Origin of the sequence: Streptomyces vulcanius (assembly GCF_042653945.1) — a bacterium.
Taxonomy (GTDB): domain Bacteria; phylum Actinomycetota; class Actinomycetes; order Streptomycetales; family Streptomycetaceae; genus Streptomyces; species Streptomyces mangrovi.
Genome location: NZ_JBHSFK010000001.1, coordinates 1 through 21,581, shown reverse-complemented (window position 1 = coordinate 21,581; position 21,581 = coordinate 1). Strand labels below are relative to the sequence as shown.

General features: G+C 71.3%; 21 protein-coding genes. 7 read left to right on the top strand and 14 right to left on the bottom strand.

Annotated elements, in window-relative coordinates:
- Positions 1 to 8: 8 nt before the first annotated feature.
- Positions 9 to 1,538: an NCS1 family nucleobase:cation symporter-1 gene (locus ACFPIH_RS00105; protein ID WP_381165869.1), complete on the top strand. Its 1,530-nt coding sequence runs from the start codon at positions 9 to 11 to the stop codon at positions 1,536 to 1,538.
- 58 nt (positions 1,539 to 1,596) lie between these two features.
- Here the strand turns inward: ACFPIH_RS00105 and ACFPIH_RS00100 are convergent, their stop codons facing one another.
- Positions 1,597 to 2,280, bottom strand: coding sequence for a hypothetical protein (locus tag ACFPIH_RS00100; RefSeq protein ID WP_381165867.1), 684 nt, complete (start codon positions 2,278 to 2,280; stop codon positions 1,597 to 1,599).
- Between the two features lie 225 nt (positions 2,281 to 2,505).
- Complete coding sequence (locus tag ACFPIH_RS00095; RefSeq protein WP_381165865.1) at positions 2,506 to 3,072, bottom strand: histidine phosphatase family protein; 567 nt, start codon at positions 3,070 to 3,072, stop codon at positions 2,506 to 2,508.
- Between the two features lie 166 nt (positions 3,073 to 3,238).
- Here ACFPIH_RS00095 and ACFPIH_RS00090 point away from each other — a divergent pair, with 166 nt between their 5' ends.
- From ACFPIH_RS00090 to ACFPIH_RS00070, 5 genes are all read left to right on the top strand, one after another.
- Positions 3,239 to 5,092 (top strand): gamma-glutamyltransferase family protein, encoded by a 1,854-nt coding sequence (locus ACFPIH_RS00090; protein WP_381165863.1) that lies wholly within the window; start codon positions 3,239 to 3,241, stop codon positions 5,090 to 5,092.
- 87 nt (positions 5,093 to 5,179) lie between these two features.
- On the top strand, positions 5,180 to 6,082 hold the full coding sequence (locus ACFPIH_RS00085; RefSeq protein WP_381165861.1) for an inositol monophosphatase family protein: 903 nt from the start codon (positions 5,180 to 5,182) through the stop codon (positions 6,080 to 6,082).
- Between the two features lie 161 nt (positions 6,083 to 6,243).
- Positions 6,244 to 7,659: a phytoene desaturase family protein gene (locus ACFPIH_RS00080; protein WP_381165859.1), complete on the top strand. Its 1,416-nt coding sequence runs from the start codon at positions 6,244 to 6,246 to the stop codon at positions 7,657 to 7,659.
- A gap of 175 nt (positions 7,660 to 7,834) precedes the next feature.
- Positions 7,835 to 8,416, top strand: coding sequence for an EboA domain-containing protein (locus ACFPIH_RS00075; RefSeq protein WP_381165857.1), 582 nt, complete (start codon positions 7,835 to 7,837; stop codon positions 8,414 to 8,416).
- A 90-nt stretch (positions 8,417 to 8,506) separates the two neighbouring features.
- A complete protein-coding gene (locus tag ACFPIH_RS00070; RefSeq protein ID WP_381165855.1) occupies positions 8,507 to 9,022 on the top strand; it encodes an O-acetyl-ADP-ribose deacetylase in 516 nt (171 codons plus the stop codon).
- A 97-nt stretch (positions 9,023 to 9,119) separates the two neighbouring features.
- Here the strand turns inward: ACFPIH_RS00070 and ACFPIH_RS00065 are convergent, their stop codons facing one another.
- From ACFPIH_RS00065 to ACFPIH_RS00030, 8 genes are all read right to left on the bottom strand, one after another.
- Positions 9,120 to 9,917, bottom strand: coding sequence for an SDR family NAD(P)-dependent oxidoreductase (locus ACFPIH_RS00065; protein WP_381165853.1), 798 nt, complete (start codon positions 9,915 to 9,917; stop codon positions 9,120 to 9,122).
- A complete protein-coding gene (locus ACFPIH_RS00060) occupies positions 9,914 to 10,816 on the bottom strand; it encodes a helix-turn-helix transcriptional regulator (RefSeq protein WP_381165851.1) in 903 nt (300 codons plus the stop codon). The genes ACFPIH_RS00065 and ACFPIH_RS00060 overlap by 4 nt, the downstream gene beginning before the upstream one ends.
- A 445-nt stretch (positions 10,817 to 11,261) precedes the next feature.
- A complete protein-coding gene (locus tag ACFPIH_RS00055) occupies positions 11,262 to 12,053 on the bottom strand; it encodes an SDR family NAD(P)-dependent oxidoreductase (RefSeq protein ID WP_381165849.1) in 792 nt (263 codons plus the stop codon).
- Positions 12,054 to 12,077: 24 nt separating this feature from the next.
- A complete protein-coding gene (locus ACFPIH_RS00050; protein WP_381165847.1) occupies positions 12,078 to 13,076 on the bottom strand; it encodes a helix-turn-helix transcriptional regulator in 999 nt (332 codons plus the stop codon).
- 379 nt (positions 13,077 to 13,455) lie between these two features.
- Positions 13,456 to 14,274 (bottom strand): SDR family NAD(P)-dependent oxidoreductase, encoded by an 819-nt coding sequence (locus ACFPIH_RS00045; protein WP_381165845.1) that lies wholly within the window; start codon positions 14,272 to 14,274, stop codon positions 13,456 to 13,458.
- Between the two features lie 157 nt (positions 14,275 to 14,431).
- The gene (locus ACFPIH_RS00040; RefSeq protein ID WP_381165843.1) at positions 14,432 to 14,593 is read right to left on the bottom strand and encodes a hypothetical protein; all 162 of its coding nucleotides are present in this window, start codon (positions 14,591 to 14,593) and stop codon (positions 14,432 to 14,434) included.
- Positions 14,566 to 15,231 (bottom strand): SDR family NAD(P)-dependent oxidoreductase, encoded by a 666-nt coding sequence (locus tag ACFPIH_RS00035; RefSeq protein WP_381165841.1) that lies wholly within the window; start codon positions 15,229 to 15,231, stop codon positions 14,566 to 14,568. The genes ACFPIH_RS00040 and ACFPIH_RS00035 overlap by 28 nt, the downstream gene beginning before the upstream one ends.
- A 26-nt stretch (positions 15,232 to 15,257) precedes the next feature.
- Positions 15,258 to 16,115, bottom strand: coding sequence for an SDR family oxidoreductase (locus ACFPIH_RS00030; RefSeq protein ID WP_381165839.1), 858 nt, complete (start codon positions 16,113 to 16,115; stop codon positions 15,258 to 15,260).
- A gap of 92 nt (positions 16,116 to 16,207) precedes the next feature.
- Between ACFPIH_RS00030 and ACFPIH_RS00025 the strand changes: the two genes are divergently transcribed.
- Positions 16,208 to 16,615 carry a winged helix-turn-helix transcriptional regulator gene (locus ACFPIH_RS00025; protein WP_381165837.1) on the top strand — a complete coding sequence of 136 codons (408 nt, stop codon included), beginning with the start codon at positions 16,208 to 16,210 and terminating at the stop codon, positions 16,613 to 16,615.
- Positions 16,616 to 16,663: 48 nt separating this feature from the next.
- On the opposite strand, the gene ACFPIH_RS00020 is transcribed toward ACFPIH_RS00025, so the two are convergent.
- The 4 genes from ACFPIH_RS00020 to ACFPIH_RS00005 form a co-directional block, all read right to left on the bottom strand.
- Positions 16,664 to 17,323, bottom strand: coding sequence for a response regulator (locus ACFPIH_RS00020; RefSeq protein ID WP_381165835.1), 660 nt, complete (start codon positions 17,321 to 17,323; stop codon positions 16,664 to 16,666).
- Complete coding sequence (locus ACFPIH_RS00015; protein WP_381165833.1) at positions 17,320 to 18,636, bottom strand: sensor histidine kinase; 1,317 nt, start codon at positions 18,634 to 18,636, stop codon at positions 17,320 to 17,322. The genes ACFPIH_RS00020 and ACFPIH_RS00015 overlap by 4 nt, the downstream gene beginning before the upstream one ends.
- A 141-nt stretch (positions 18,637 to 18,777) precedes the next feature.
- Positions 18,778 to 21,021, bottom strand: coding sequence for an MMPL family transporter (locus tag ACFPIH_RS00010; RefSeq protein WP_381165831.1), 2,244 nt, complete (start codon positions 21,019 to 21,021; stop codon positions 18,778 to 18,780).
- Between the two features lie 186 nt (positions 21,022 to 21,207).
- The coding region (locus tag ACFPIH_RS00005) for a class II fructose-bisphosphate aldolase (RefSeq protein ID WP_385875864.1) at positions 21,208 to 21,581 on the bottom strand (374 nt) is incomplete at its 5' end.

Here is a 21,581-nt window from a genome sequence, read left to right as displayed (position 1 = left end):
GCCTGCCCATGACCGACACCGCTCCCACGGCCATACCGCCCGCCTCCCAAGTCACCCTCGCCGACGGCCGGGTGGAGATCGCCCCTGGTTCGCCGCAGCCCAGCGGCCCCTTCGCCAACGAGGACCTGCTCCCGGTTCCCGTCGAGAAGCGCACCTGGACGACGTACAACTTCTCCGCGCTGTGGGTCGGCATGGCCCACAACACGGCGTCCTGGACGCTGGCCTCCGGTCTCATCGCCGTCGGCATGGACTGGAAACAAGCGGTGTTCACCATCGCGCTGGCCAATGTGATCGTGCTGGTCCCGATGCTGCTCACCGGGCACGCGGGACCGAAGTACGGTATCCCCTTCCCGGTGTTCGCCCGGGCCTCCTTCGGCGTCCGCGGCGCCAACCTGCCAGCCGTCGTACGGGCGTTGGTGGCGTGCGGCTGGTTCGGCATCCAGACCTGGATCGGCGGCGAGGCGATCTACTTCCTCGCCGGGAAGCTGATCGGCAACGGCTGGAGCGACGCCGGGAAGATCGGCGGCTACGCCTGGACCATGTGGCTGTCGTTCGCGATCTTCTGGGCGATCCAGGTCGCGATCATCTACCGGGGCATGGAGACGATCCGCCGCTTCGAGAACTGGGCGGCGCCCTTCGTCCTCGTCGGCGCGATCGTGATGCTGATCTGGATGAGCAACAAGGCAGGCGGTTTCGGTCCGTTGCTCGACCAGCCCTCCAAGCTCGGCTGGGGCGGCGACTTCTGGAAGCTGTTCTGGCCGTCCCTGATGGGCATGATCGGCTTCTGGTCCACGCTGTCGCTGAACATCCCGGACTTCACCCGCTACGGCAAGTCGCAGAAGGCGCAGACCTGGGGGCAGGCGCTCGGCCTGCCGACCACGATGACGCTGTTCGCGCTGCTGTCGGTGCTGGTGACCTCCGGCTCGCAGGCCGTGTACGGCGAGACGATCTGGGACCCGGTACAGCTGGCCGCCAAGACGGACAACGTGGTCGGACTGCTGTTCGCGCTGGTCACCGTGCTGGTGGCGACCCTGTCCGTGAACATCGCGGCCAACCTGGTGTCCCCGGCGTTCGACTTCTCCAACATCGCGCCGAGGAAGATCAGTTTCCGCGCCGGTGCGCTCGTCACCTGTGTGCTCGGCGTGGTGATCATGCCGTGGAAGCTGTACTCCGACCCGCAGGGCTACATCTTCACCTGGCTCGGCCTCGTCGGCGGTCTCCTCGGCACGGTCGCCGGCATCCTCATCGCCGACTACTGGATCCTGCGCCGCGGAAAGCTCGACCTGACCGACCTGTACCGCTCGGGCGGCCGCTACTGGTACGAGAGCGGCTGGAACTGGCGGGCCGTGGCGGCCTTCGTGACCGGCGGGGTGCTCGCCGTCGGCGGCGCCAGCTTCAAGCCGCTGATCGACGGCCGGCCCATCCCGGCCCTTGAGCCGCTCGCCGACTACGGCTGGGCGGTCGGCCTGGGCACCTCGACCGTGGTGTACCTGGGCCTGATGCTGCTGCGCGGACGGCGGGAGGAAGAACTCGTCTGACGCGTGACGACGAACGAACGGCCGGAGGAGTCCCCAGCCCCTCCGGCCGTTGCCGTGTTCAGCCGGCGGCGTTCTGGCCGTCCGCCTTCTGGAGGGTGGCCGCCGCTTCCTTCGCCGCCTTGATCGCGCCCTTGTTGATCACGTCGGTGCTGGGTGCCTTCTTCGACTCGAAGTCGCTGCCGTTGTAGGTGACGACCACCAGCGCGTTGGACATCCGGGCGATGACCACGCCCTCGCGGGTCTGCTGCTTGTCCTCCGTGGTCAGGTTCACCACCGAGTACGCCTCGTCCCCGAGCCCCGGGACCGCGCCGCCGCCGCTCTTCTCCTTCAGCCGGTCGTCGTACGACGACTTGGCCGCGCTGTCCGAGTCCAGGATCTCGAAGGAGATGTCGAGCCAGCGGTAGTCGAACCCCTTGAGGGCGTTCCAGGAGCAGGTGCGGCGCAGCTTGGTGTCCGTCGACGGTATCTCCTTGCCGGCCGTCTTCGCGGCGGGCACCAGCGAGCTGATCGTCTTGGTGGCCACGCTGGTGCAGGGCGCCGGCGCGGCGGAGTACGTCCTGGTCGCCGCCGTGGCGGACGGAGCGGCCGACTTCTCCGTCTGGGTCTGCCGCGAGTCCTTGGCCGAGGAGTCCTGCGGTTCGGTGGCCGCGGGGCCGGCCGACAGCGCCCAGCCGGCGCAGGCCAGCACGATCACCGGGGAAAGCCGGGCGGAGAGGGCGAGCGGCAGTGGGAGAGAGCGCACGACGCACTTTCGTGGGGGACGGTGCGGACGGAGTCCGCAGTGCGGACAAGGACGCCAGTGTCACATGACTCCCTGTGCGGTGGAAGCGAAAACTCGCTCCGTGGCGGGGCGGTGACGGTCAAGTGCGGACCGTAGGGCGAAGTGGGTATTTTTCCCCTGCCAGTTGAGCCTAATGCCCGAAATGAGGTGACAAATGGGGGTGAGGGGGGCGGCCCCGCGCGCGGCTCAGTCCAAGGGGTGTCCCAGGAGCAGGTTCCAGCGGCCGGAGCGCCCGCTGAGTTCCGTCGCCGTCAGCGGGCGGACGTCCAGACGCCAGAAGGCCGCGGCGGGCAGGCCCAGTGCGTGGACGACGGCCGCCCGCACGACCTCCGGCTCGACGACGGCGAGTGTCCGGCCGTCGTGGCGCGCCGCCGCGTCCAGCCAGGTGCCGACCCGCGCGCACACGTCCTGGACCGACTCCCCGCCGTGCGGCGCGGAGGCCGGGTCGGTGAGCCAGCGGGCCACCGCCTCCGGCTCGGCGGCACCGACCTCGTCGAGCGTGCGGCCCCGCCAGCGGCCCACGTCCAGGCCCGCAGGCGCCGACGCGTCCTCGACGGGGAGACCGAGCGCGATGGCCGTCTCGCGGCACCGCACACCGGGCGAGATGACGGCACGGGCGGCCCGGGGCAGCGATCCGGCCACCGCCCGGGCCCGGGCCGCCCCGGCGTCGTCGATCGGACCGCCGTCGTCGAAGCGGGCCTGCCGCAGCGCCGGGCTCGTCGCGGGCGAGATGAGGACGACACGACTGGTCACGCGACCGCGCCTCCCCTGACATCGGGCCGCAGACAGCACGGCACCCGCGAAAATAGCATCCGCGGCGGTCGCGAACCGGACTGCGGCGCCCTGCCACCCGAGCCGCCTGTCGATAGCCTCTCGGGGAGCGCAACCGATGTCGGGAAACAGTGAGGTGAGAGACCGTATGTTCACCACCCGTCCCACCCTCCGGGGCACCTTCGGCATGGTGTCCTCCACGCACTGGCTGGCCTCCCAGTCGGCGATGGCGGTCCTGGAGGACGGCGGAAACGCCTACGACGCCGCCGTCGCCGGCGCCTTCGTGCTGCACGTCGTCGAGCCGCACCTCAACGGGCCCGCCGGAGAGGTGCCGATCCTGCTCGCCCCGGCCGGCGGGGAGGTGCGGGTGCTGTGCGGACAGGGCGTGGCACCGGCCGGCGCGACGGTCGCGCACTACCGGGGCCTGGGCCTGGACCTCGTGCCCGGCACCGGACCGCTGGCCGCCGCCGTCCCCGGCGCGTTCGACGCCTGGCTGCTCCTGCTGCGCGACCACGGCACCAAGTCCCTCGACGACGTCCTCAAGTACGCCGTCGGGTACGCGGAGCACGGCCACGCGCCCGTGGAGAACATCGGCGCGACCGTCGAGAGCGTACGGCGGCTGTTCGAGACGGAGTGGACGTCCTCGGCGGACCTCTATCTGCCGGGCGGCCGGTCGCCCCGCCCCGGTGAACTGCTGCGCAACCCCGCCCTGGCCGCCACCTGGCGACGGCTGCTCGCCGAGACCGCCGGCGCCGGGGACCGGGAGGCGCGGATCGACGCCGCGCGCGAGGTGTGGCGGTCCGGCTTCGTCGCCGAGGCGCTGGTGCGGCAGGCCGCCCGGCCCACCCTGGACAGCAGCGGCGAACACCACACCGGCACCCTCACCGCCGCCGACCTCGCCGCCTGGTCCGCGACGTACGAGGCGCCGGCGACGTACGACTGGAACGGCTGGACCGTGTGCAAGGCGGGCCCCTGGAGCCAGGGTCCGGCCTTCCTCCAGCAGTTGGCCCTGCTCCCGCCCGAACTGCCCGTGTACGGCTCCGCCGAGTACGTCCATCTGCTCGTCGAGGGCTGCAAGCTCGCGATGGCCGACCGGGAGGCCTGGTACGGGGACGCGGCGCCCGTCCCGCTGGACGAGCTGCTCTCCGGCTCCTACAACGCCGGGCGGCGGGCACTCGTCGGCGACAAGGCGTCGTACGAACTGCGACCCGGCGGCCCCGGCGGGCGCGAGCCCCGGCTGAGCGCGCACGCGCGCGTGGTGGCCGACGACGATCCGTCCGGACGGGGCTTCGATCCCCTGGGAACGGGCGAACCGACCGTCGCCGGGCCGGCGGGCGTCGGCGAACCGACCGTCGCCGGGCTGTCCGGCGAGCCCGTGGTCGGCGCCGACGGCTCCACCCGGGGCGACACCTGCCACCTCGACGTCGTCGACCGCTGGGGCAACATGGTCGCGGCCACCCCCAGCGGCGGCTGGCTCCAGTCCAACCCGGTCGTGCCGGAGCTGGGGTTCCCGCTCGGCACCCGGCTCCAGATGACCTGGCTGGAGGAGGGCCTGCCGAACTCCCTCACCCCCGGCCGCCGCCCCCGCACCACCCTCACCCCCTCCATGGCCCTGCGCGACGGAGTGCCCGTGCTCGCCTTCGGAACGCCCGGCGGCGACCAGCAGGACCAGTGGCAGCTGCACTTCTTCCTCGCCGTCGCCCTCCACGCGCGCGTGCGCGGCGGACTCGACCTCCAGGGCGCCATCGACGCCCCGAACTGGCACAACGACTCCTTCCCCGGCTCCTTCTACCCGCGCGGCATGCGGCCGGGCAGCGTGACCGTCGAGTCGCGCATGCCGGCGGAGGTGGTGGAGGGGCTGCGGCGGCGCGGCCACGACGTGACCGTCGGCGACCCGTGGTCCGAGGGCCGGCTGTGCGCGGTCGCCCGCGATCCGGCGACCGGGATCCTGTCGGCCGCCGCCAACCCGCGCGGCATGCAGGGGTACGCCGTGGGCCGCTGACCTCGGCGCACCTGTTCTTCATCCCGATTCCGCCCGGAGTGCACCGGCGGGGTGGGGATTGTCAGTGCGGCGTGCTCTCATGGAGGCATGATCGAAGCCAAGGAAACCATCGAAGAGTTTCTCGCCCGACACTCGGCCGACGTGGAAGACGCGATCCGGCAGGCCGCCGCCACCGAGATCATGCCGCGCTTCCGGCAGCTCGCGGCGCACGAGATAGACCAGAAGAACGGGCCGCACGACCTGGTGACCGACGCCGACCGCCGCGCCGAGCGGTACCTGACCGAGGTGCTCGGCGCCCTGCTGCCCGGCTCGGTCGTCGTCGGCGAGGAGGCCGTCCACGCCGACCCGGCGACCTACGGGGCGATACGGGGCGACGCGCCGGTGTGGATCGTCGACCCCGTGGACGGCACCCGGCAGTTCGTCCACGGCGACGAGGGCTTCTGCACCCTGGTCGCGCTGGCCCACCGCGGCGTGCTCCGCGCGTCCTGGACCTTCGCGCCGGCGCGTGACCAGCTCGCCACCGCCGTGCGGGGCGGCGGCGCCTTCCTCGACGGCGAGCGGCTGTTCGCCGGTCCGCCGGCGCCCGGCCGTGACCTCGTGGTGGCCACCTCGCACCCCGACTACACCACCGACGAGGAGAAGCACGCGCTGCTGGCGCTGCGCACGGAGGGCGTCGCGCCGCGGCCCTGCGGATCGGCCGGCCTGGAGTATCTCGCCATCGCCCGGGGCGAGTCGGACGCCACGGCGTTCTCCTGGGAAGCGGCCTGGGACCACGCGGCCGGCCTGCTGCTGGTCGAGGAGGCGGGCGGCGCCCACCTCACCCTCACCGGAGAACCGTTCCGCATCACCGGCGGCAACTCCCTGCCCTTCACCGCGGCCCGCGACACGGCGACCGCCCGCAGGGTGGCCGGCCTCCTGGCGGGCGGCCGGGGTGCAGCGGGCCTCCCGCCGACGGGCATACCGGCGGCGAGCCTCCCCGCGTCGGGCTGAGGGACGACAGGGCGTCGGCTCCCTGCCGTTGCGGCCCGCTCGTCGCGACCCGCGCCGTCGCGGCCCCGCGCCGAAGGGTCGACGTACCACCGGCATATCCTGAGGGCGGAGGCCGCCGGTTGCGGAGGTCACCGGCTGACGAAGGGGTCGAAGTGCCGTCGATGCTCGATGCGGTCGTGGTGGGGGCGGGGCCCAACGGGCTGACCGCAGCGGTGGAGCTGGCCAGGCGTGGTTTCTCCGTGGCGCTCTTCGAGGCGCGGGACACCGTCGGCGGGGGATCCCGCACCGAGGAACTCACCCTGCCCGGCTTCCGTCACGACCCGTGCGCCGCCGCCCACCCCCTCGGCATCAACTCGCCCGCGTTCCGCGCCCTGCCCCTCGAGCGGTACGGCCTGGAGTGGCTGCACGCCGAACTCCCGATGGCGCACCCCTTCCTCGACGGCAGCGCCGCCGTCCTGTCGAGATCCGTCGCCGAGACCGCGGCCTCCTTCGGCCCGCGCGACGCGGGCGCCTACCGCCGGCTCGTCGAGCCCTTCCTGCCCAGGTGGGACACGCTCGTCCGCGACTTCATGTCGCTGCCGCTCACCGCGCTCCCGCGCGATCCGCTCACCCTGGCCCGGTTCGGCCTCGCCGGACTGCCGCCGGCCAGCCTGCTGAGCCGCCGCTTCCGCGACGAACCGGCCAGAACCCTCTTCGCCGGACTCGTCGGCCATGTCATGGCCCCGCTCGGCGGCCTCGCCACCGGCGCCGTCGGCCTGGTCTTCGCCCTCGCCGCACACGCCCGGGGCTGGCCGGTGGCCCGCGGCGGCTCCCAGGCCATCGCCGACGCCCTCGCCGCCTACCTGAAGGACCTCGGCGGCAGCGTCCACACCGACTACGAGGTCAAGCGGCTCGACGACCTGCCCCCGGCCCGCGCCTACGTCTTCGACACCTCACCCACCGCTCTCGCCCGCATCGCCGGCTTCGGCACGCACTACCAGGGCTACCGGTACGGCGCCGCCGCCTTCAAGGTCGACTACGCCCTCGACGGCCCGGTGCCCTGGACCGCCGAGGAGGCGCGCGTCGCCGGCACCGTGCAGATCGGCGCGAACAGCGCGGAGATCGGCGCCGCTCTGCGCGCCGCGGCCAAGGAGGGCCGCGCACCCGACCGCCCCTTCATGATCACCGTGCAGCCCGGTGTCGTGGACCCCACCCGGGCCCCGGCGGGCAAGCAGGTCTTCTGGGCCTACGGACACGTGCCCAACGGCTGGACCGGCGACCTCACGGACGCCCTCGAACGCCAACTGGAGCGGTTCGCGCCGGGGTTCCGCGACCGCGTCCTCGCCCGGGCCATCGCGGGCCCCGCCGAACTCGCCGCCCGCAACGCCAACTACGTCGGCGGCGACATCGCCACCGGCGCGGCCTCCGGACTCCAACTCCTGCTGCGTCCCAGGCTGTCGCTCTCCCCGTACGCCACCCCGCACCCGGCCGTCTTCATCTGCTCGGCGGCCACCCCGCCGGGGCCGGGCGTGCACGGCATGTCGGGCCACAACGCGGCGAAGGCCGTGTGGAGGAGGCTGCGCGCGCAGGCGAGTTGAGCGCATACCTCTACACCGCGCGGGCCGGTTTCCGGAAGTTCTCCCTGTGTTGCCTTTACCACGTCGGCAGCCGGGCCATGGTCCATGTGAATGTGTAAATAGGGTGAGTAAAGTGCGGTGTTGAACGATCGGAAAGCGGGCTTCCGCCCCACTCCGTAAGAGGAGGCCGACCCGCGTGACAACCCCTGGCCAGCCCCGGCCGACGCCCACCGACCCCCTCGCCGTTCTCGACTCCGACGCGCTCCCCGGGCCGGCCCGGACCTGGTTGCGGGAGGCCGCAGCGAGTGTCGCCGTACGGCCGAACGCGCTGCGGGTGCTCTTCCCCGCGGCGCGCCGGCGCTGCGGGCAGGAGCGGCTGGACGCGTACTGGACGGTGGACGAGGCGGCGCGCGCGGTGCTGCTGGCCGCCCTCCCCTACCGTGGCCGCGCCCTCGCCGACCAGGTGACCGCCCTCTACCACCACGGCGGCCCGGCCGAACAGCGGGCCGTACTCAAGGCGTTGCCCTGCCTCGGTGAACGCGGGGCCGAGGGTGAGGCGGTCGAGGGCGACGGGCGTGGCGAGCGGGAGGCGTTCACCGCTCCCGCCCTCGATCTCGTCCGGGAGGCGCTGCGGGGCGACGACACGAGCGTGGTCCAGGCCGCCCTCGGTCCCTTCGCCGCCGCGCACCTGCCGGACGACGAGTACCGGCAGGCCGTCCTCATGTGCGTCCGCAGCGGGATCCCGCTCGCCCGCGTGGCCTTCCCGGAAGAGGCCTGACTTCTTGGAGGCGACGCTCCCGCCGGGCCGGCGGGAGCCGTCCCCGCAAAGGGAGGTGCGGTCCCGGACGGTGGCCTGGTAGACACGGGTATGACCACCATCACGCTTGTGCGGGGAGACATCACCGACCAGTCGGTGGACGCCATCGTCAACGCGGCGAACTCCTCCCTTCTCGGCGGCGGTGGCGTCGACGGCGCCATCCACCGCCGGGGCGGCCCCGAGATCCTCGAAGACTGCCGCCGTCTGCGCGCCTCGCACTACGGCAAGGGTCTGCCCACCGGCCGGGCGGTCGCGACGACGGCCGGCGCACTGGACGCCCGCTGGGTGATCCACACCGTCGGTCCGGTGTTCGCCGAGGAGGAGGACCGGTCGGAGCTGCTGGCCTCCTGCTATCGGGAGTCGCTGCGGGTGGCGGACGAGCTGGACGCCCGTACGGTCGCCTTTCCGGCGGTCTCCGCGGGCATCTACGGATGGCCGATGGACGACGCGGCGCGGATCGCGGTGGAGACGGTGAGCGCGGCGAGGACGTCGGTCGAGGAGGTCAGGTTCGTCCTCTTCGACGAGCAGGCGTACGACGCGTTCACCCGGCAGGTCCGCTCACGATGATCGTGGCCCGTCCACCCAACTCGCCTGAGTCCCCTGTACAGCTGTGCCGAACGTGCCGGTGCAGGTCGGGAGCCCGGGGGCGTCGGTGCGAGGCGGATCAGTCCCGGGGTTTGGCCATGCGGGCGTGTCGGGACGCCTTGAGTGTTTCTGGCATGAAGCGGTGCTTGAGGGCGGTGCGCCGGGTGGCGGCGTCGCCTCCGACGACTTCGGCCCGTCCGTCCATCATGGCCAGGAAGCCCTGGCGTGCGACGTCCTTGCGGCTGTTCTTCTTCATGCCGGTGCCGAAGGCGGTGTTGTTCATGCCGGCGCGGGCGTGGAAGTCGCTGTCGGTGGCGCCGGGCATGAGGGTGGTGACGCTGACGCCGTGTTCCTTGAGTTCTTCGCGCAGGCCGAGGGCGAACATGCGGGTGAAGGCGCGTGAGGGTCCGTAGACGGTCTCGTAGGGGGTGGGCAGGGTGGCGGAGAGGGACGACGTGATGAGGATGCGGCCGCGCCGGTTGGCGGCCATATGACGGGCGACGTGCTTGGCCAGGTGGACCACGGAGGTGACGTTGAGGCCGATCAGGCCGAGTTCGTCGTCGAGGTCGGTGTCGAGGAAGGCGCCGCCGATGCTGCGTCCGGCGTTCAGGACCGCCGCGTCGAGGGGGCGGCCGGTCTTTTCCACCGCCTGCCATACGGTCTCCACGCCGTCGGCCTGGGTGAGGTCGGCGCGTACGGCGGTGACCTCGACGCCGTGCCGGGCGAGGTCGGCGGCTGCCTGATCGGTCTTCTCGCTGCGGCCGGTGGTCACCAGGTCGAAGCCGTTGATGGCGAACAGCAGGGCGAGTTCGTAGCCGATGCCCGAGGAGGCTCCGGTCACCAGCGCCAGCGGACGCTCGGTGGGGGTCCCGTTCATGACGTGCTCCTTGGTGTGGGGGACGGGTCGGGGTGGGCGGGCTGTGGCCGTGCGGTGGCGCGGTCGGCGTTCCAGCTGGCCAGCAGCCGCCATGCTTCCTGCGAGGTCCGGTCCGGGGCGGGCATGTAGAGGAACAGGGTCTGGTCGTCCTCGCCCGGCATGGTGAACGCCTGGTAGTCGATGGTCAGCGGTCCGACCAGGGGGTGGCGGAAGCGTTTCTGGCCGAAGATGCGGTTGAGGACCTTGTGGTCGTCCCACCAGTGGCGGAACAGCTCGCTCTTCATGGTGAGTTCGCCGACCAGCTCGGCGGTCCGGGTGTCGTCGGGATGCCGCCCGGCGTCCAGCCGCAGGATCGCCGTCATCTCCGCCGCGATCTTCTCCCAGTCCGCGTACAGGTCCCGTGCCTCGGGGGCCAGGACGATCCAGCGAGTGAGGTTGCGTTCCCGGTAGGGCATGGCGTCGAAGTCGGCCAGCAGTGCCCGGCACAGATGGTTGGTCGCGAGCACGTCGCCGCGTCGGCCGAGGACGAATCCGGCGTGGTCGTCGAAAGAGTCCAGGAACCTCAGCAAGCCGGTCCGGGCCTTCTGCACGGCGGGGGCGCGGCGGCGGGTCTTGCTGGGTCTGGGTCTGGCCAGGTCGAAGAGGTGGGCGCGTTCGGCGTCGTCCAGGCGCAGGGCCTCGCCGATGGCGTCCAGCACACTGTCCGACGGCGTGATGTTCCGTCCTTGCTCCAGCCGTGTGTAGTAGTCCGTGCTGACGCCGGCCAGCTGCGCGACTTCCTCACGCCGCAGGCCCGGCACGCGCCGGTAGGCCCCGCGTTCCGGCAGGCCCACCGACTCGGGAGCGATACGGGCACGGCAGCGGCGCAGGAACTGGCTGAGATCGACGTTGCTTGCCATGTCCTCCATGCTCCCCGCTCTCGGCCGGCAGCGCGGCGGGGAAGGTGGGTCGCCTGTTCCTAGGAAGACATGTCCGGGGGAAGAAGCGCCCCCCCCGCACCGCGGTCTGAACAGCCCGTGCACGGTGTTTTGCTGAATGAGGGACCCGGTTGCCGGCGGGGCGCGCGGCAGAGCACGGCAGGCGTGCAGCGAATGACTCCGCTACGCCGGCCCTCCGGTGGGCCACGAGCCCGCCCGATCCGATCCGGTGCCCCTCGACCGCGGGCCCACGCACCAGTCACCGTGGCGGACAGGACGTGGCAGCGAACACCGCACCGCGCGGTCGGTCGGTCTGCTGACCTGCTGAGGTGAATGGCCCGTACGCCGTGGTCGTCTCGCGGCCGTATCGGGCCTGCCCGAGCAACCGGGCCTCTGGGCTCGTGTTTCGGACGGGCGCCTGCCCGGGCTACGGCCTTGCGATGGCTCCCTGGCGGCGCGCCTTGAAGGATTCGGGGAGGAACCGGTTGAGGAATGCCGTGCGCCTGGTGGCGCGGTCGCCGCCGACGACGTGGTCCTTGCCGGCGAGGAGCGCGTCGACGCCTTGCCCGGCGACGAGGCGCTTGTCGTTCTTCCGACCCTTGCCGATGGCGGTGGTGCCCATCCCGGCGCGCTGGTGGAAGTCGCTGTCCGTGGCGCCGGGCAGGAGCGCTGTGACCGTGACGCCGGTACCGCGGAGTTCTTCGCGCAGGGATTCGGCGAAGGAGTAGCCGAATGCCTTGGAGGGTCCGTAGACGGTCTCGTACGGCGTGGGCGTGGTGGCGGAGATGGAGGAGGTGATGAGGATACGGCCGGTGCCGCGGGCCAGCATGCCGGGGGCGACGCGCTTGGCGAGGTGGACGACGGCGTTGATGTTGAGGGCGATGAGTTCGAGTTCGTCGTCGAGGTCGGTGTCGGTGGCGAAGGAGCCGCCGATGCTGATTCCGGCGTTGAGGACGGCGATGTCGAGGGGTTTGCCGATCTCCTGGACCTGCTTCCAGAGGTTTTCCACGCCGTCGTAGGTGCTCAGGTCGGCGTGCAGCGGGTAGACGGTGGCGCCCAGGGCCCGCAGCCGTTCGGCGACGCTGTCGACGGAGGCACTGCGACCGGTGCCGATGATGTCGAAGCCGCGGGTGGCGAGCTCGCGGGCTATCTCGGTGCCGATGCCGTTGGAAGCGCCGGTGACGAACGCGAGCGGCCGGTTGGTGGATGTGGTGGGCATGGTGGTTCCTCACGTGGGGGTCGTTCAGCGGCATACGGCATCGCCTGGCGGCCAGGGCGGTGGTGCGCGGTGCTGGTGGTTGGTGTTGCGTCGTCCTTGCGTGTGCGCTTCGGGTGACCGCCAGTGCGTGTCGCCGCTGGCCGGCGTGCCCGCACGGCCTCCGGTCGGGACCGGCTGGGTGTGCTGGGTGTGCTGGGTGTTCCAGCTGGCGAGGATGCGGAGCTTGTCGAGGTCGGTCTCGGTCTTGCCGGTGAAAACGGGCAGGACTTGGTCGGGGTCGCTCGGGAGGGTGAGGACTTCGTAGGTGATGTCGAGGCGTCCGACGACGGGGTGGTCGAACCGCATGGTGCCCCAGGTCTGTGGGATGACGGTGTGCTCGGCCCACCAGGTGCGGAACTCGGGGCTTGCCGTGGTGAGTTCGTCGACCAACGCGGCAGTCCGGGCATCGTGCGGATTGCGGGCGACCTCGACACGCAGGGCTCCCACGACCTGGAAGGTGATCTCTGTCCAGTCGAGGAAGAGCTCGCGGGCGGCGGGATCGAGCAGCATCCACCGCAGCAGGTTGCGGTCCTCGGCATCACGCCGGTTGAACGGGGTCAGGAGTGCGTCGAGGAGGGCGTTGGAGGCCAGGACCTCGTGACGGGTGTCGAGGATGTAGGCGGGCTGGCAGTGCATGCCGTCGAGAAGACGCAGCAGTTCGGGACGTGCCTGCCGGCGCGGCGCGGGTCCCCTGGCGCGCTGGGGCCGAGGCCGGAGCAGGTCGCGCAGGTACTGGGTCTCGGCCTGGGGCAGCTGGAGTGCTTCGGCGATGGACAGGATGACGCGTTCGGAGGCGCTGGTGAGGCGTCCCTGTTCGAGGCGGGTGTAGTAGTCCACGCTGACGCCGGCCAGCATGGCGACCTCCTCGCGGCGCAGGCCCGGGACGCGTCGGCCCGGATAGTTCGTCAGTCCGGCCTGGGAGGGGCGGAGCGCATCGCGTCGTGTCCGCAGAAACTCTTTGATCTCCTCGGCATTGTTCGCCATGTGTCCCGTGTTCCCCGGTTCGGGCGGGGATCCCCGGTGAAGGGGGGCAGGTCTTTCCCAGGCACAAGCGACCTCCTTTGCGGGGTGGCCCGGGGCTTGGGCGCGTGTGTGAATGGAGGGGCGGCCACGGCATCCAGGTCACCACCATCAGCCCCGGGAGTCATCGACACCGGGGCTGATGGGCCGAGAAGGTCACCAACGACGAGGCCAGGCAGACGGCCCAGAACCTCAACGAGGGCGCCATCAGCCCCGAGCGCGTCGCCGACGCCGTCGTCTACGCCCTCGACCAGCCCGCGGACGTCACCGTCAACGACATCGTCGTCCACCCCACCCGCCAGGACTGGTGACCCGACGGGAGGGGGGAACCACGCAGCCGTCCTCAAGCGCCTGTGATGTCCCGGGAGATGCCCATGACGCGGTGCGTGGTCGATTCGTCGAGGGTGATCGGTGTGCGCCGCTCGAAGTTTCCGGGTTTCGGCCAGTACGTCGCCGCGGGCCAGTCCGTGCCCAGGCCGGCTTCGACGACGTTGTGGGCGCTCGTGTCGACGGAATCGAAGAAGAGCGGGCCCGTGACCTTGGCCGCCGCCCTCATGTACCACGGCGACATCCGCAGGATGTCCGTCTTCGCGGCCCCCGCGTTCACCACGCCGGCGAGGATCGCCGGTTCGGTGCGGGCGAGATGGGCGGCGTAGTGGTGGTTGGCGAGCTGGATCGCCTCCCTGTCGTGGCGGAAACTGAACGGCGCGAACGTGGGGAACCGCTGGTAATCGGCCTGTGTGGAAGGGGGGATGCTCGCGGTCATCATGACGACGCGGGCGCGTTCGGCGCGGCGCAGTGCGGGCAGCAGGAGTTGCGTGAGGTGGTAGCGGCTCAGGTAGTTGACGGAGAAGAACGGATGGAGTCCGTCCGCCGTGCGCAGCTCCTTGAAGGTGAGGAGGCCGGTCGAGTGCAGGAGCGCGTCGAAACGGTCGTGTTCTGCGAGGACGTGCCGGGCGGCGTCCCGGACGCCGTCGTGGGTCGACAGGTCGACGGAGAGGAACGACGCCCGGTCGGCCGTGTCGCCGAAGGACGCGATCGCGTCCTCGCCCTTGCGCCGGTCGCGGCCGAGGAGGACGACGCGGTGGCCGCGCGCGAGGAACTCCCGCGCCGCCCGCAGGCCGATTCCGCTGTTGCCCCCGCTGACGAGGATGGTGTGCATGCAGCTCCTTGTGTGGCGGAACAACGGTCCTGTTGCAACGGGCGCTGTCCGTCGTCGACTTGGGTGACCCGAACTGGTGGCCCTGCCTGGCGTGTGGGATCGCAGCCTGCGGTGAGCACACCGCCGCGCGCCCGCTTACCCGTCTCCGCGGGTCTCGTTACCGCACGGCCAGGCTCTGGAGGGAGATCTCCCACAGGCGGGCGGCGTCGGCGGAGTCCCGTGCATGGGCGGCGACGCCACCGTGCGGTGTGTCCGGGCGGATGGGCTCGTCTTCGGGGCTGACGTGTCGCATCAGGTTGGTGAGGACCACGCCGGGCATGACGGCGTTGATGGTGACGCCGTCATGGCCCATCGCTTGGCGGCCTCGACTGCGAACAGCGCGTTGGCCGTCTTCGACTGCCCGTAGGCGGTCTGCGGGTCGTAGGGGCGATGCTCGAAGTGGACGTCCTCGAACACGACCGGTGAGAGCCGGTGTTGTGAGGAGCTGACCGACACCACCCGGGCCCCGTCGGCTGCGGCGAGTGCCGGGTGCAGTCCGGTGGCCGGGGCGAAATGGCCCAGGTGGTTGGTGGCGAAGTGCAGCTCCCAGCCCTCCGGGGTGCGCGTCAGCGCCGGCCCCATCACTCCGGCGTTGTCGACCAGGATGTGCAGCGGGCCGGTCCAGCCGGTGACGAATGCCGTGACCGAGTCCTGGTCGGCGAGGTCCAGCGGTGTGACGAGGACCTGCTCGTTGCCGGCGATGGTCATGATGTCCCGTGCCACGCGCTGCCCGGCGGCGAGGTCGCGCACGGCCAGGGTCACTTCCGCGCCGGCATCGGCCAGTGCGCGGGCGGTCTCGACACCGATGCCGGACGATCCGCCGGTGACGATGGCCCGGCGACCGGTCAGGCGGACGCCGGCCATGACGTCGGCGGCCGTGGATTCGGCCGTGAAGGGTGTGGTGATGCGCGTGGTCACAGCGAACGATCCCTCACTGCCTCAGGTCAGCTCTGCTGGAGCGCGGCCGTGATGGTGTCGGCGATCGGCGTGGTCGGGCGCCCGATCAGCCGGGACAGGTCGCCGCTCGTCCCGGCCAGCTCGCCCTTGGCGAAGGACGCCTCCGCGCCCGCGAGGATCTCGGCGTACAGCCCGGGCATCCCCGCGCCGGTCATCAGGTCGATGTAGGCCTCGACGCCGACCGGTGTGTAGACGATCTCCTTGCCGGTCTGCCTGCCCAGCTCGGCGGCGAACTCGGCGAAGTTCCAGGCGTGGTCTCCGCTCAGCTCGTACGTCTTGTTCTCATGGCCCTCCCCGGTGAGTACCGCTACAGCACCGGCCGCGAAGTCGGCGCGGGTCGCGGACGCGATACGGCCCTCTCCGGCGGCCCGGACGATCACACCGCGTTCGATCACCCTCTCCAGCCCGTCGACGAACATCTCGCTGTACCAGTTGTTGCGCAGCAGGACATACGGCAGCCCGGACTCCACCAGCACCTTCTCCGTCCCACGGTGCGCTGCGGCGAGCGGAGCGTCGTGGGTGCCGGTGGCGCTGGTACAGGCGAGCAGCGCGACCCCGGAAGCCCGGGCGGCATCAATGACGACCTTGTGCTGGGCCACGCGGTCCCGGTCCATCTCGCTGCTGGATATCAGGAGCACCTTGTCACCCGCCGAGAAGAGGCCGTCGAAGGTCCCGGGAGCGTTGTAGTCGGCGATCGCGATCCGCACGCCACGGGCCTCGAAGTCGGCGCCCTTCTCCTTGCTCCGCACGACAGCGGTGATCTCGTCGGCGGGGGCCTTCTCCAGCAGGCCCTGGACAACGAAACGGCCGAGATTCCCGGTGGCTCCGGTCACGACAATGCTCATGTTTCAGACAACTCCTCGTGAATGGCTCTGGCGCCAACCCTAGGAGTTGTAGTCACTCTGCGTGAGTACGTACTTTGAAGTACGGTACGGATATGGCTGTTAGTACCGCAGCGGACGGCATGGTGGCTGGCGGCGTCGGCGCCAAGGTCCTGTGTCCTCAGCGTCTGACCATGGAGCACGTCACCAGCCGCTGGGGCGTCCTCGTGCTGATCCGGCTGCTGGAGCGCCCGCACCGCTTCGCCGAACTGCGCCGCTCCATCACCCCCGTCGGCCCGGTCAGCGAGAAAATGCTCGGGCAGACCCTGCAGAGCCTGGAGCGGGACGGCCTGGTCGACCGCGACGTCAAGCCGGTCATCCCACCCCACGTCGACTACTCCCTGACGGACCTCGGCCGAGAGGCGGCCGAACAGGTCCGCGCCCTGGCGCTGTGGACGAACGAGCGCATGGACCAGGTGGCGCAGGCGCGAGAGAACTACGACACGGCGAAGGGGCGCGCCTGAGCGACTGCTGCCGACCACGGCGCTCACCTTCGACATGGACTCCCGCTCTCATGTCGGCCGGACCAATCCGGCGTCATAGGCGAAGATCACGGCTTGGACGCGGTCCCGGGCGCCGATCTTCATGAGGACGCGGCCTACGTGGGACTTGACGGTGGATTCGGCGAGGTGGAGGTTCTCCGCGATCTCGGTGTTGGTCCAGCCGGTCGCGATGGCGACGAGGACCTCACGTTCGCGCTCGGTGAGCTGGGCGAGTTGGCGTTCCTGCGCGGCGCCGCGGCCGCCGAGGGCGTGTTGCGTGTAGGCGTCGATGAGTTTGCGGGTGAGGCCGGGCGAGATGACGGAGTCGCCGGCGGCGACGGCCCGGATGCCTACGACGAGTTCGTCGGGGCGGGCGTCCTTGAGGAAGAAGCCGCTGGCTCCGGCACGCAGCGCTTCGTAGGCGTACTCGTCGAGGTTGAAGGTGGTCAGGACGAGGACGCGGGAGCGGCCGCCGGACTCGGCGATGCGGCGGGTGGCCTCGATGCCGTCCATGCCGGGCATCCGGACGTCCATCAGGACGACGTCGGGACGGAGTTCGGCGGTCAGACGGACGGCTTCGCTGCCGTTGGCGGCTTCGCCCACGACGGTCATGTCGTTCTGGGCCTGCAGGAGCATGCGGAAGCCGAGGCGTTGCAGGGCCTGGTCGTCGACGACGAGGACGGTGGTCATGCGGGGTGACCCTCCGGAGGGGCGCTGGGAGTGGTGGGAACGAGACGGGCGTGGACGGTCCAGCCGCCGCGGGAGTTGGCGCCGCAGGTGACCGCGCCCTGGTAGAGGGCGGCGCGTTCGCGCATGCCCAGCAGCCCCTTGCCGCTGCTTCGGCCGCCGGCCCCCTTGGCGCGTGGGGGCCCGGTGTCCTCGACGGTGACGCGCACCGCGTCGGGGGCGGCGGCCAGCTCGACGGTGACCGAGGTGTCGGGGGCTGCGTGTTTGAGCGTGTTGGTCAGGGCCTCCTGGACGATGCGGTAGACGACGAGTTGCAGCCCCTGGCCGAGTCCGCTCAGGTCGCCCTCGGTGTGCAGTGCGGCGGTGGGGCCGGCGGCCCGGAACCTCTCCAGCAGGGAGTCGAGGTCCGCAAGACCCGGTTGTGGGGCGAGTGGGGCAGCCTCGCGTGGGGTGCCCTCGTCGCCGATGACGGCGAGCAGGCGGCGTAGTTCGCCGAGGGCGTCACGACCGCTGTCCGCGATGATCCCCAGGGTCTCGGCGCCGCGCTCGGGGCGCTGCGGGGCAAGGGCCGCGGCACCGTCGGCGAGGCCCACGATGACGGCGAGGGTGTGGCCCAGGATGTCGTGCATCTCCCGGGAGACGCGGGCGCGCTCCTGGGCGGCCGCCAGCCGGGCCTGCTGGTCACGCTCGTTCTCCAGGGCGGCGATGACGACGTTCACCAGCCGCCCGGCCAGGCCGAGACCGGCGAACGCCGTCACCGCGGCCATTGCCAGCGCCGTCACGACCTCGGGGCGGGTGGCTTGCTCCAGTTGTCCGCCGGTCCAGTAGACCGCGGCCCAGGCGACGAGTTGCGCAAGGGTGACGCCGAGGGCGACGACCAGTTGGCGGGGGGTGCCGCGGCGGCCGACGTTGTACAGGGCGACGGCCCGGGCGGCGTCGGCGCCGCTGAAGGCTCCGAAGGGAAGAGCCACCAACGACACCGCGGTGGTGAGGGCGAACACCAGCACCGGGCGTTGCTCCCGCCACAGCAGCGGAACGACGAAGGCGAGGGTCACCGCCAGCTGGACCGGCAGGCCCGCATGGTCGGCGGAGTCGACCAGGGCGTGGACGCCGAGGGCGGCGCACAGGGCGGGCACACCCCAGCGCCGGACCTGGGGATGGGCCTGGTCCGCCACTCTCCAGGCGGCCAGCCGGGAGATGATCGAGACGATCACGCGCTGCTCCGGATCGCTCGTCAGCGATGTCAGCGACTCGGGGAGCCGGCCCGGAAGCCGCGCGGAGTGGCCCGCCGGCGTCGGTGGGTTCGGTGCGGTCACAGGGGGGCGCCCTTCACGGTGCAGGCGGGCCGTCCGCCGGTCCCGGGGGAGAGGACCGGCGGACGGGGCTTTTCGGGGACGGCGGGCCGGGATCCGCCGCCGGGGTGGGGATCGTACGGCCCGGTCGGGGGCCGTTTCCGGTCACCCCTGCCGTGTCGGCGTGGCCGGTGCCGGAACCTCGGAGCCGTCGCCTGCGGCGGTGGTGGTCGCCTGCTGCCGGGCGGCGAGGACGTGCCGCAGCTTCTCTCCTTCGACGTCGACGTCGGGCAGGATCCGGTCGAGCCACTGCGGCAGGGCCCAGGCGCGGCGGCCGACCAGGGCCATGACGGCCGGGACGATGGTCATGCGGACCACGAACGCGTCGAAGAGGACGGCCGAGGCCAGACCCAGGCCGATGGACTTCACCAGTGCGACGTCGTCCAGGAGGAACCCGGCGAACACGGAGATCATGATGACGGCCGCCGCGGTGACCACCCGGGCGCCGTGCCGGAAGCCCGCGACGATCGCCTCGGTGGGCCCGGCGCCGTGGACGTACTCCTCCCGCATCCGGGTGACGAGGAAGACCTCGTAGTCCATGGCGAGTCCGAAGACGACCCCGATCAGCAGGATCGGCAGAACGCTGACGATCGGCGCGGTCTGGTCGATGCCGAAGAGGTCCTTCAGCCAGCCCCACTGGAAGACCGCGACCAGCACACCGAGCGTGGACACCACACTGAGCAGGAAGCCGAGCGCCGCCTTCAGCGGGACCAGGATCGAACGGAACACCAGCAGGAGCAGGATCAGGGCCAGGCCGACCACGATCGCCAGATAGGGCACCATCGCCTGGCCGAGCTTGCTGGAGACGTCGATGTTGACCGCGGTGGTGCCGGTGACCATCAGGTCGGCGCCGGTGTCCTGGTGCAGGGCCGCGCTGTGGTCGCGGATGGCGGAGACCAGGTCCTTGGTCGCCTGGCTGTTGGGTGAGCTCTTCGGGATGGCGCCGATCAGGGCCACGTCACCGGCGGCGTTGAAGGCGGCGGGCCGTACGGCGGCGACGTCGTCCAGCTTGCCGATCACCGTGTACGCGTCCTGGGCTGCGGCTTTCGGGGCATCGCTGTCACGAGCGTCCACGACGACCGTCAGCGGGCCGTTGAAACCGGGCCCGAAGCCCTTGCTCAACGTGTCGTAGGCGACGCGCTGGGTGCTGCCCGGGGCGGCCGTGCTGTCGTCGGGCAGGGTCAGCCGCAGCGACAGCGCCGGAATGGCCAGCACACCGAGGCCGACGACCGACACGAGAAGCATCCTGACCGGGTGACGGGTGACGAAGCGGCCCCACCGCACGCCCATCGTCTCGCCCTCGCCGCGCTCCTGTGCCCGCAGCCGCTTGGTGGTGAGCCTGCCCTTCATGATCCGCATCCCGGCGAAGCCGAGGACGGCGGGCAGCAGGGTGAGCGCGATGACCACGGCGACGGCGACCGCGAAGGCGGCGGCCAGGCCCATGGAGGTGAGCATCTTGATGCCGATGACGCTCAGTCCGGCCAGCGCGATGATCACGGTGAGACCGGCGAAGACGACAGCGGATCCCGCGGTGCCGAGAGCGCGCCCGGCGGCCTCCTCCGGCTCGTGGCCGTCCCGGATCTCACTGCGGTAGCGGGAAACGATGAACAACGCGTAGTCGATGGCCACCGCCAGGCCGAGCATCAGCGCCAGCGTCGAGGACGAGGAGGACATGTCCACGAAGGACGTGGCGACGGTGATGCACATGATCGCCAACCCCACGCCGAAGATCGCGGTCAACAGCGGCAGTCCGGCGGCGATCATCGAACCGAAGGTGATCACCAGGACAAGGGCGGCGACCACGAGTCCGATCAGTTCGGCGGCACTGCTCCCCGCCTTGTCCTGGACGGCGTTGCCGCCCAGGCTCACCGTCAGGCCGGCCTTCTCCCCCTGGTCGGCCACGGTGTGCAGGGCGTCGGAGGCGGCGGTGGTGATGTCCGCCTTGGGGACCTTGTAGGTGACCTGGGTACAGGCGATCGTGCCGTCCTCGCTGACCAGGCCATTGGTGAACGGCTCGGAGACGCTCGCCACCTGCGGCGCCCGCTTCAGCTCGGCGACCAGAGCGCCGATCTCGGACTTGCTCGCCGCGGACGTCAGCTTCTGCCCGGCGGGCGCCTCGAAGACGACCCGCGCGGTCGCGCCGGCGGCAGAGGCTTGCGGGAACTCCTTCTCCAGCAGGTCGATGGCCGTCTGGGACTGGGTGCCGGGCAGGGTGAAGTCGTCGGTCGTCTTGCCGGAGACGCCGGCGGCGCCTATGCCGACGGCGGCCAGGACGACGATCCACGCAATGAGGAAGAGTCGTCGTCGCCGGAATGCCAGCCGGCCCAGGCGGTAGAGAAAGGTGGCCACGGAAGTACTCCCACCAGGAGAGGAAGATCGGTACGAGAGGAGGGGCCCGATCGGGCCGTCCTCAACGTAGGTGCGGATTTCCGTGCCACCCCGGCACCGCAGGACCGATTCCACCGGAGAACCAGTACCGCAGTACTAGTGCCGCTCCTCCTCAGGGACCCCAACCGCGTGGGGCACGGGAAGGTCTCATGCGTTCTGGGAGACCGAGAGCCTGCCCAGCAGGCGCGTGACCTCGGCCGTGACCGCGTCGCGGCCCGCGCCGAGATACTTGCGCGGGTCGACGGTGGTGGGGTGGGCGGGGAGGTAGTCGCGTACGGCTGTGGTGAACGCGTTGTTGAGGTGCGTCGATATGTTGATCTTGGTCATGCCGTGGCGGACCGCCTCGAGCAGATCCGCGTCGGACACCCCTGAGGAGCCGTGCAGGACGAGGGGGACGGGCACTGCCGTGCGCAGGGCGGCGATGAGCTCGTAGTCGAGCTCGGCGTTTCGGGTGAGCATGGCGTGGGAGGTTCCGACGGCGACGGCCAGTGCGTCCACGCCGGTGGCGGCGACGAAGGCGG

Bases quoted from the DNA above. Each gene is read 5' to 3' on its own strand.
- ACFPIH_RS00105 (WP_381165869.1), top strand. From the start codon at position 9: ATGACCGACACCGCTCCCACGGCCATACCGCCCGCCTCCCAAGTCACC.
- ACFPIH_RS00090 (WP_381165863.1), top strand. From the start codon at position 3,239: ATGTTCACCACCCGTCCCACCCTCCGGGGCACCTTCGGCATGGTGTCC.
- ACFPIH_RS00085 (WP_381165861.1), top strand. From the start codon at position 5,180: ATGATCGAAGCCAAGGAAACCATCGAAGAGTTTCTCGCCCGACACTCG.
- ACFPIH_RS00080 (WP_381165859.1), top strand. From the start codon at position 6,244: ATGCTCGATGCGGTCGTGGTGGGGGCGGGGCCCAACGGGCTGACCGCA.
- ACFPIH_RS00070 (WP_381165855.1), top strand. From the start codon at position 8,507: ATGACCACCATCACGCTTGTGCGGGGAGACATCACCGACCAGTCGGTG.
- ACFPIH_RS00065 (WP_381165853.1), bottom strand. From the start codon at position 9,917: ATGAACGGGACCCCCACCGAGCGTCCGCTGGCGCTGGTGACCGGAGCC.
- ACFPIH_RS00060 (WP_381165851.1), bottom strand. From the start codon at position 10,816: ATGGCAAGCAACGTCGATCTCAGCCAGTTCCTGCGCCGCTGCCGTGCC.
- ACFPIH_RS00055 (WP_381165849.1), bottom strand. From the start codon at position 12,053: ATGCCCACCACATCCACCAACCGGCCGCTCGCGTTCGTCACCGGCGCT.
- ACFPIH_RS00050 (WP_381165847.1), bottom strand. From the start codon at position 13,076: ATGGCGAACAATGCCGAGGAGATCAAAGAGTTTCTGCGGACACGACGC.
- ACFPIH_RS00045 (WP_381165845.1), bottom strand. From the start codon at position 14,274: ATGCACACCATCCTCGTCAGCGGGGGCAACAGCGGAATCGGCCTGCGG.
- ACFPIH_RS00040 (WP_381165843.1), bottom strand. From the start codon at position 14,593: ATGCCCGGCGTGGTCCTCACCAACCTGATGCGACACGTCAGCCCCGAA.
- ACFPIH_RS00030 (WP_381165839.1), bottom strand. From the start codon at position 16,115: ATGAGCATTGTCGTGACCGGAGCCACCGGGAATCTCGGCCGTTTCGTT.
- ACFPIH_RS00025 (WP_381165837.1), top strand. From the start codon at position 16,208: ATGGCTGTTAGTACCGCAGCGGACGGCATGGTGGCTGGCGGCGTCGGC.
- ACFPIH_RS00020 (WP_381165835.1), bottom strand. From the start codon at position 17,323: ATGACCACCGTCCTCGTCGTCGACGACCAGGCCCTGCAACGCCTCGGC.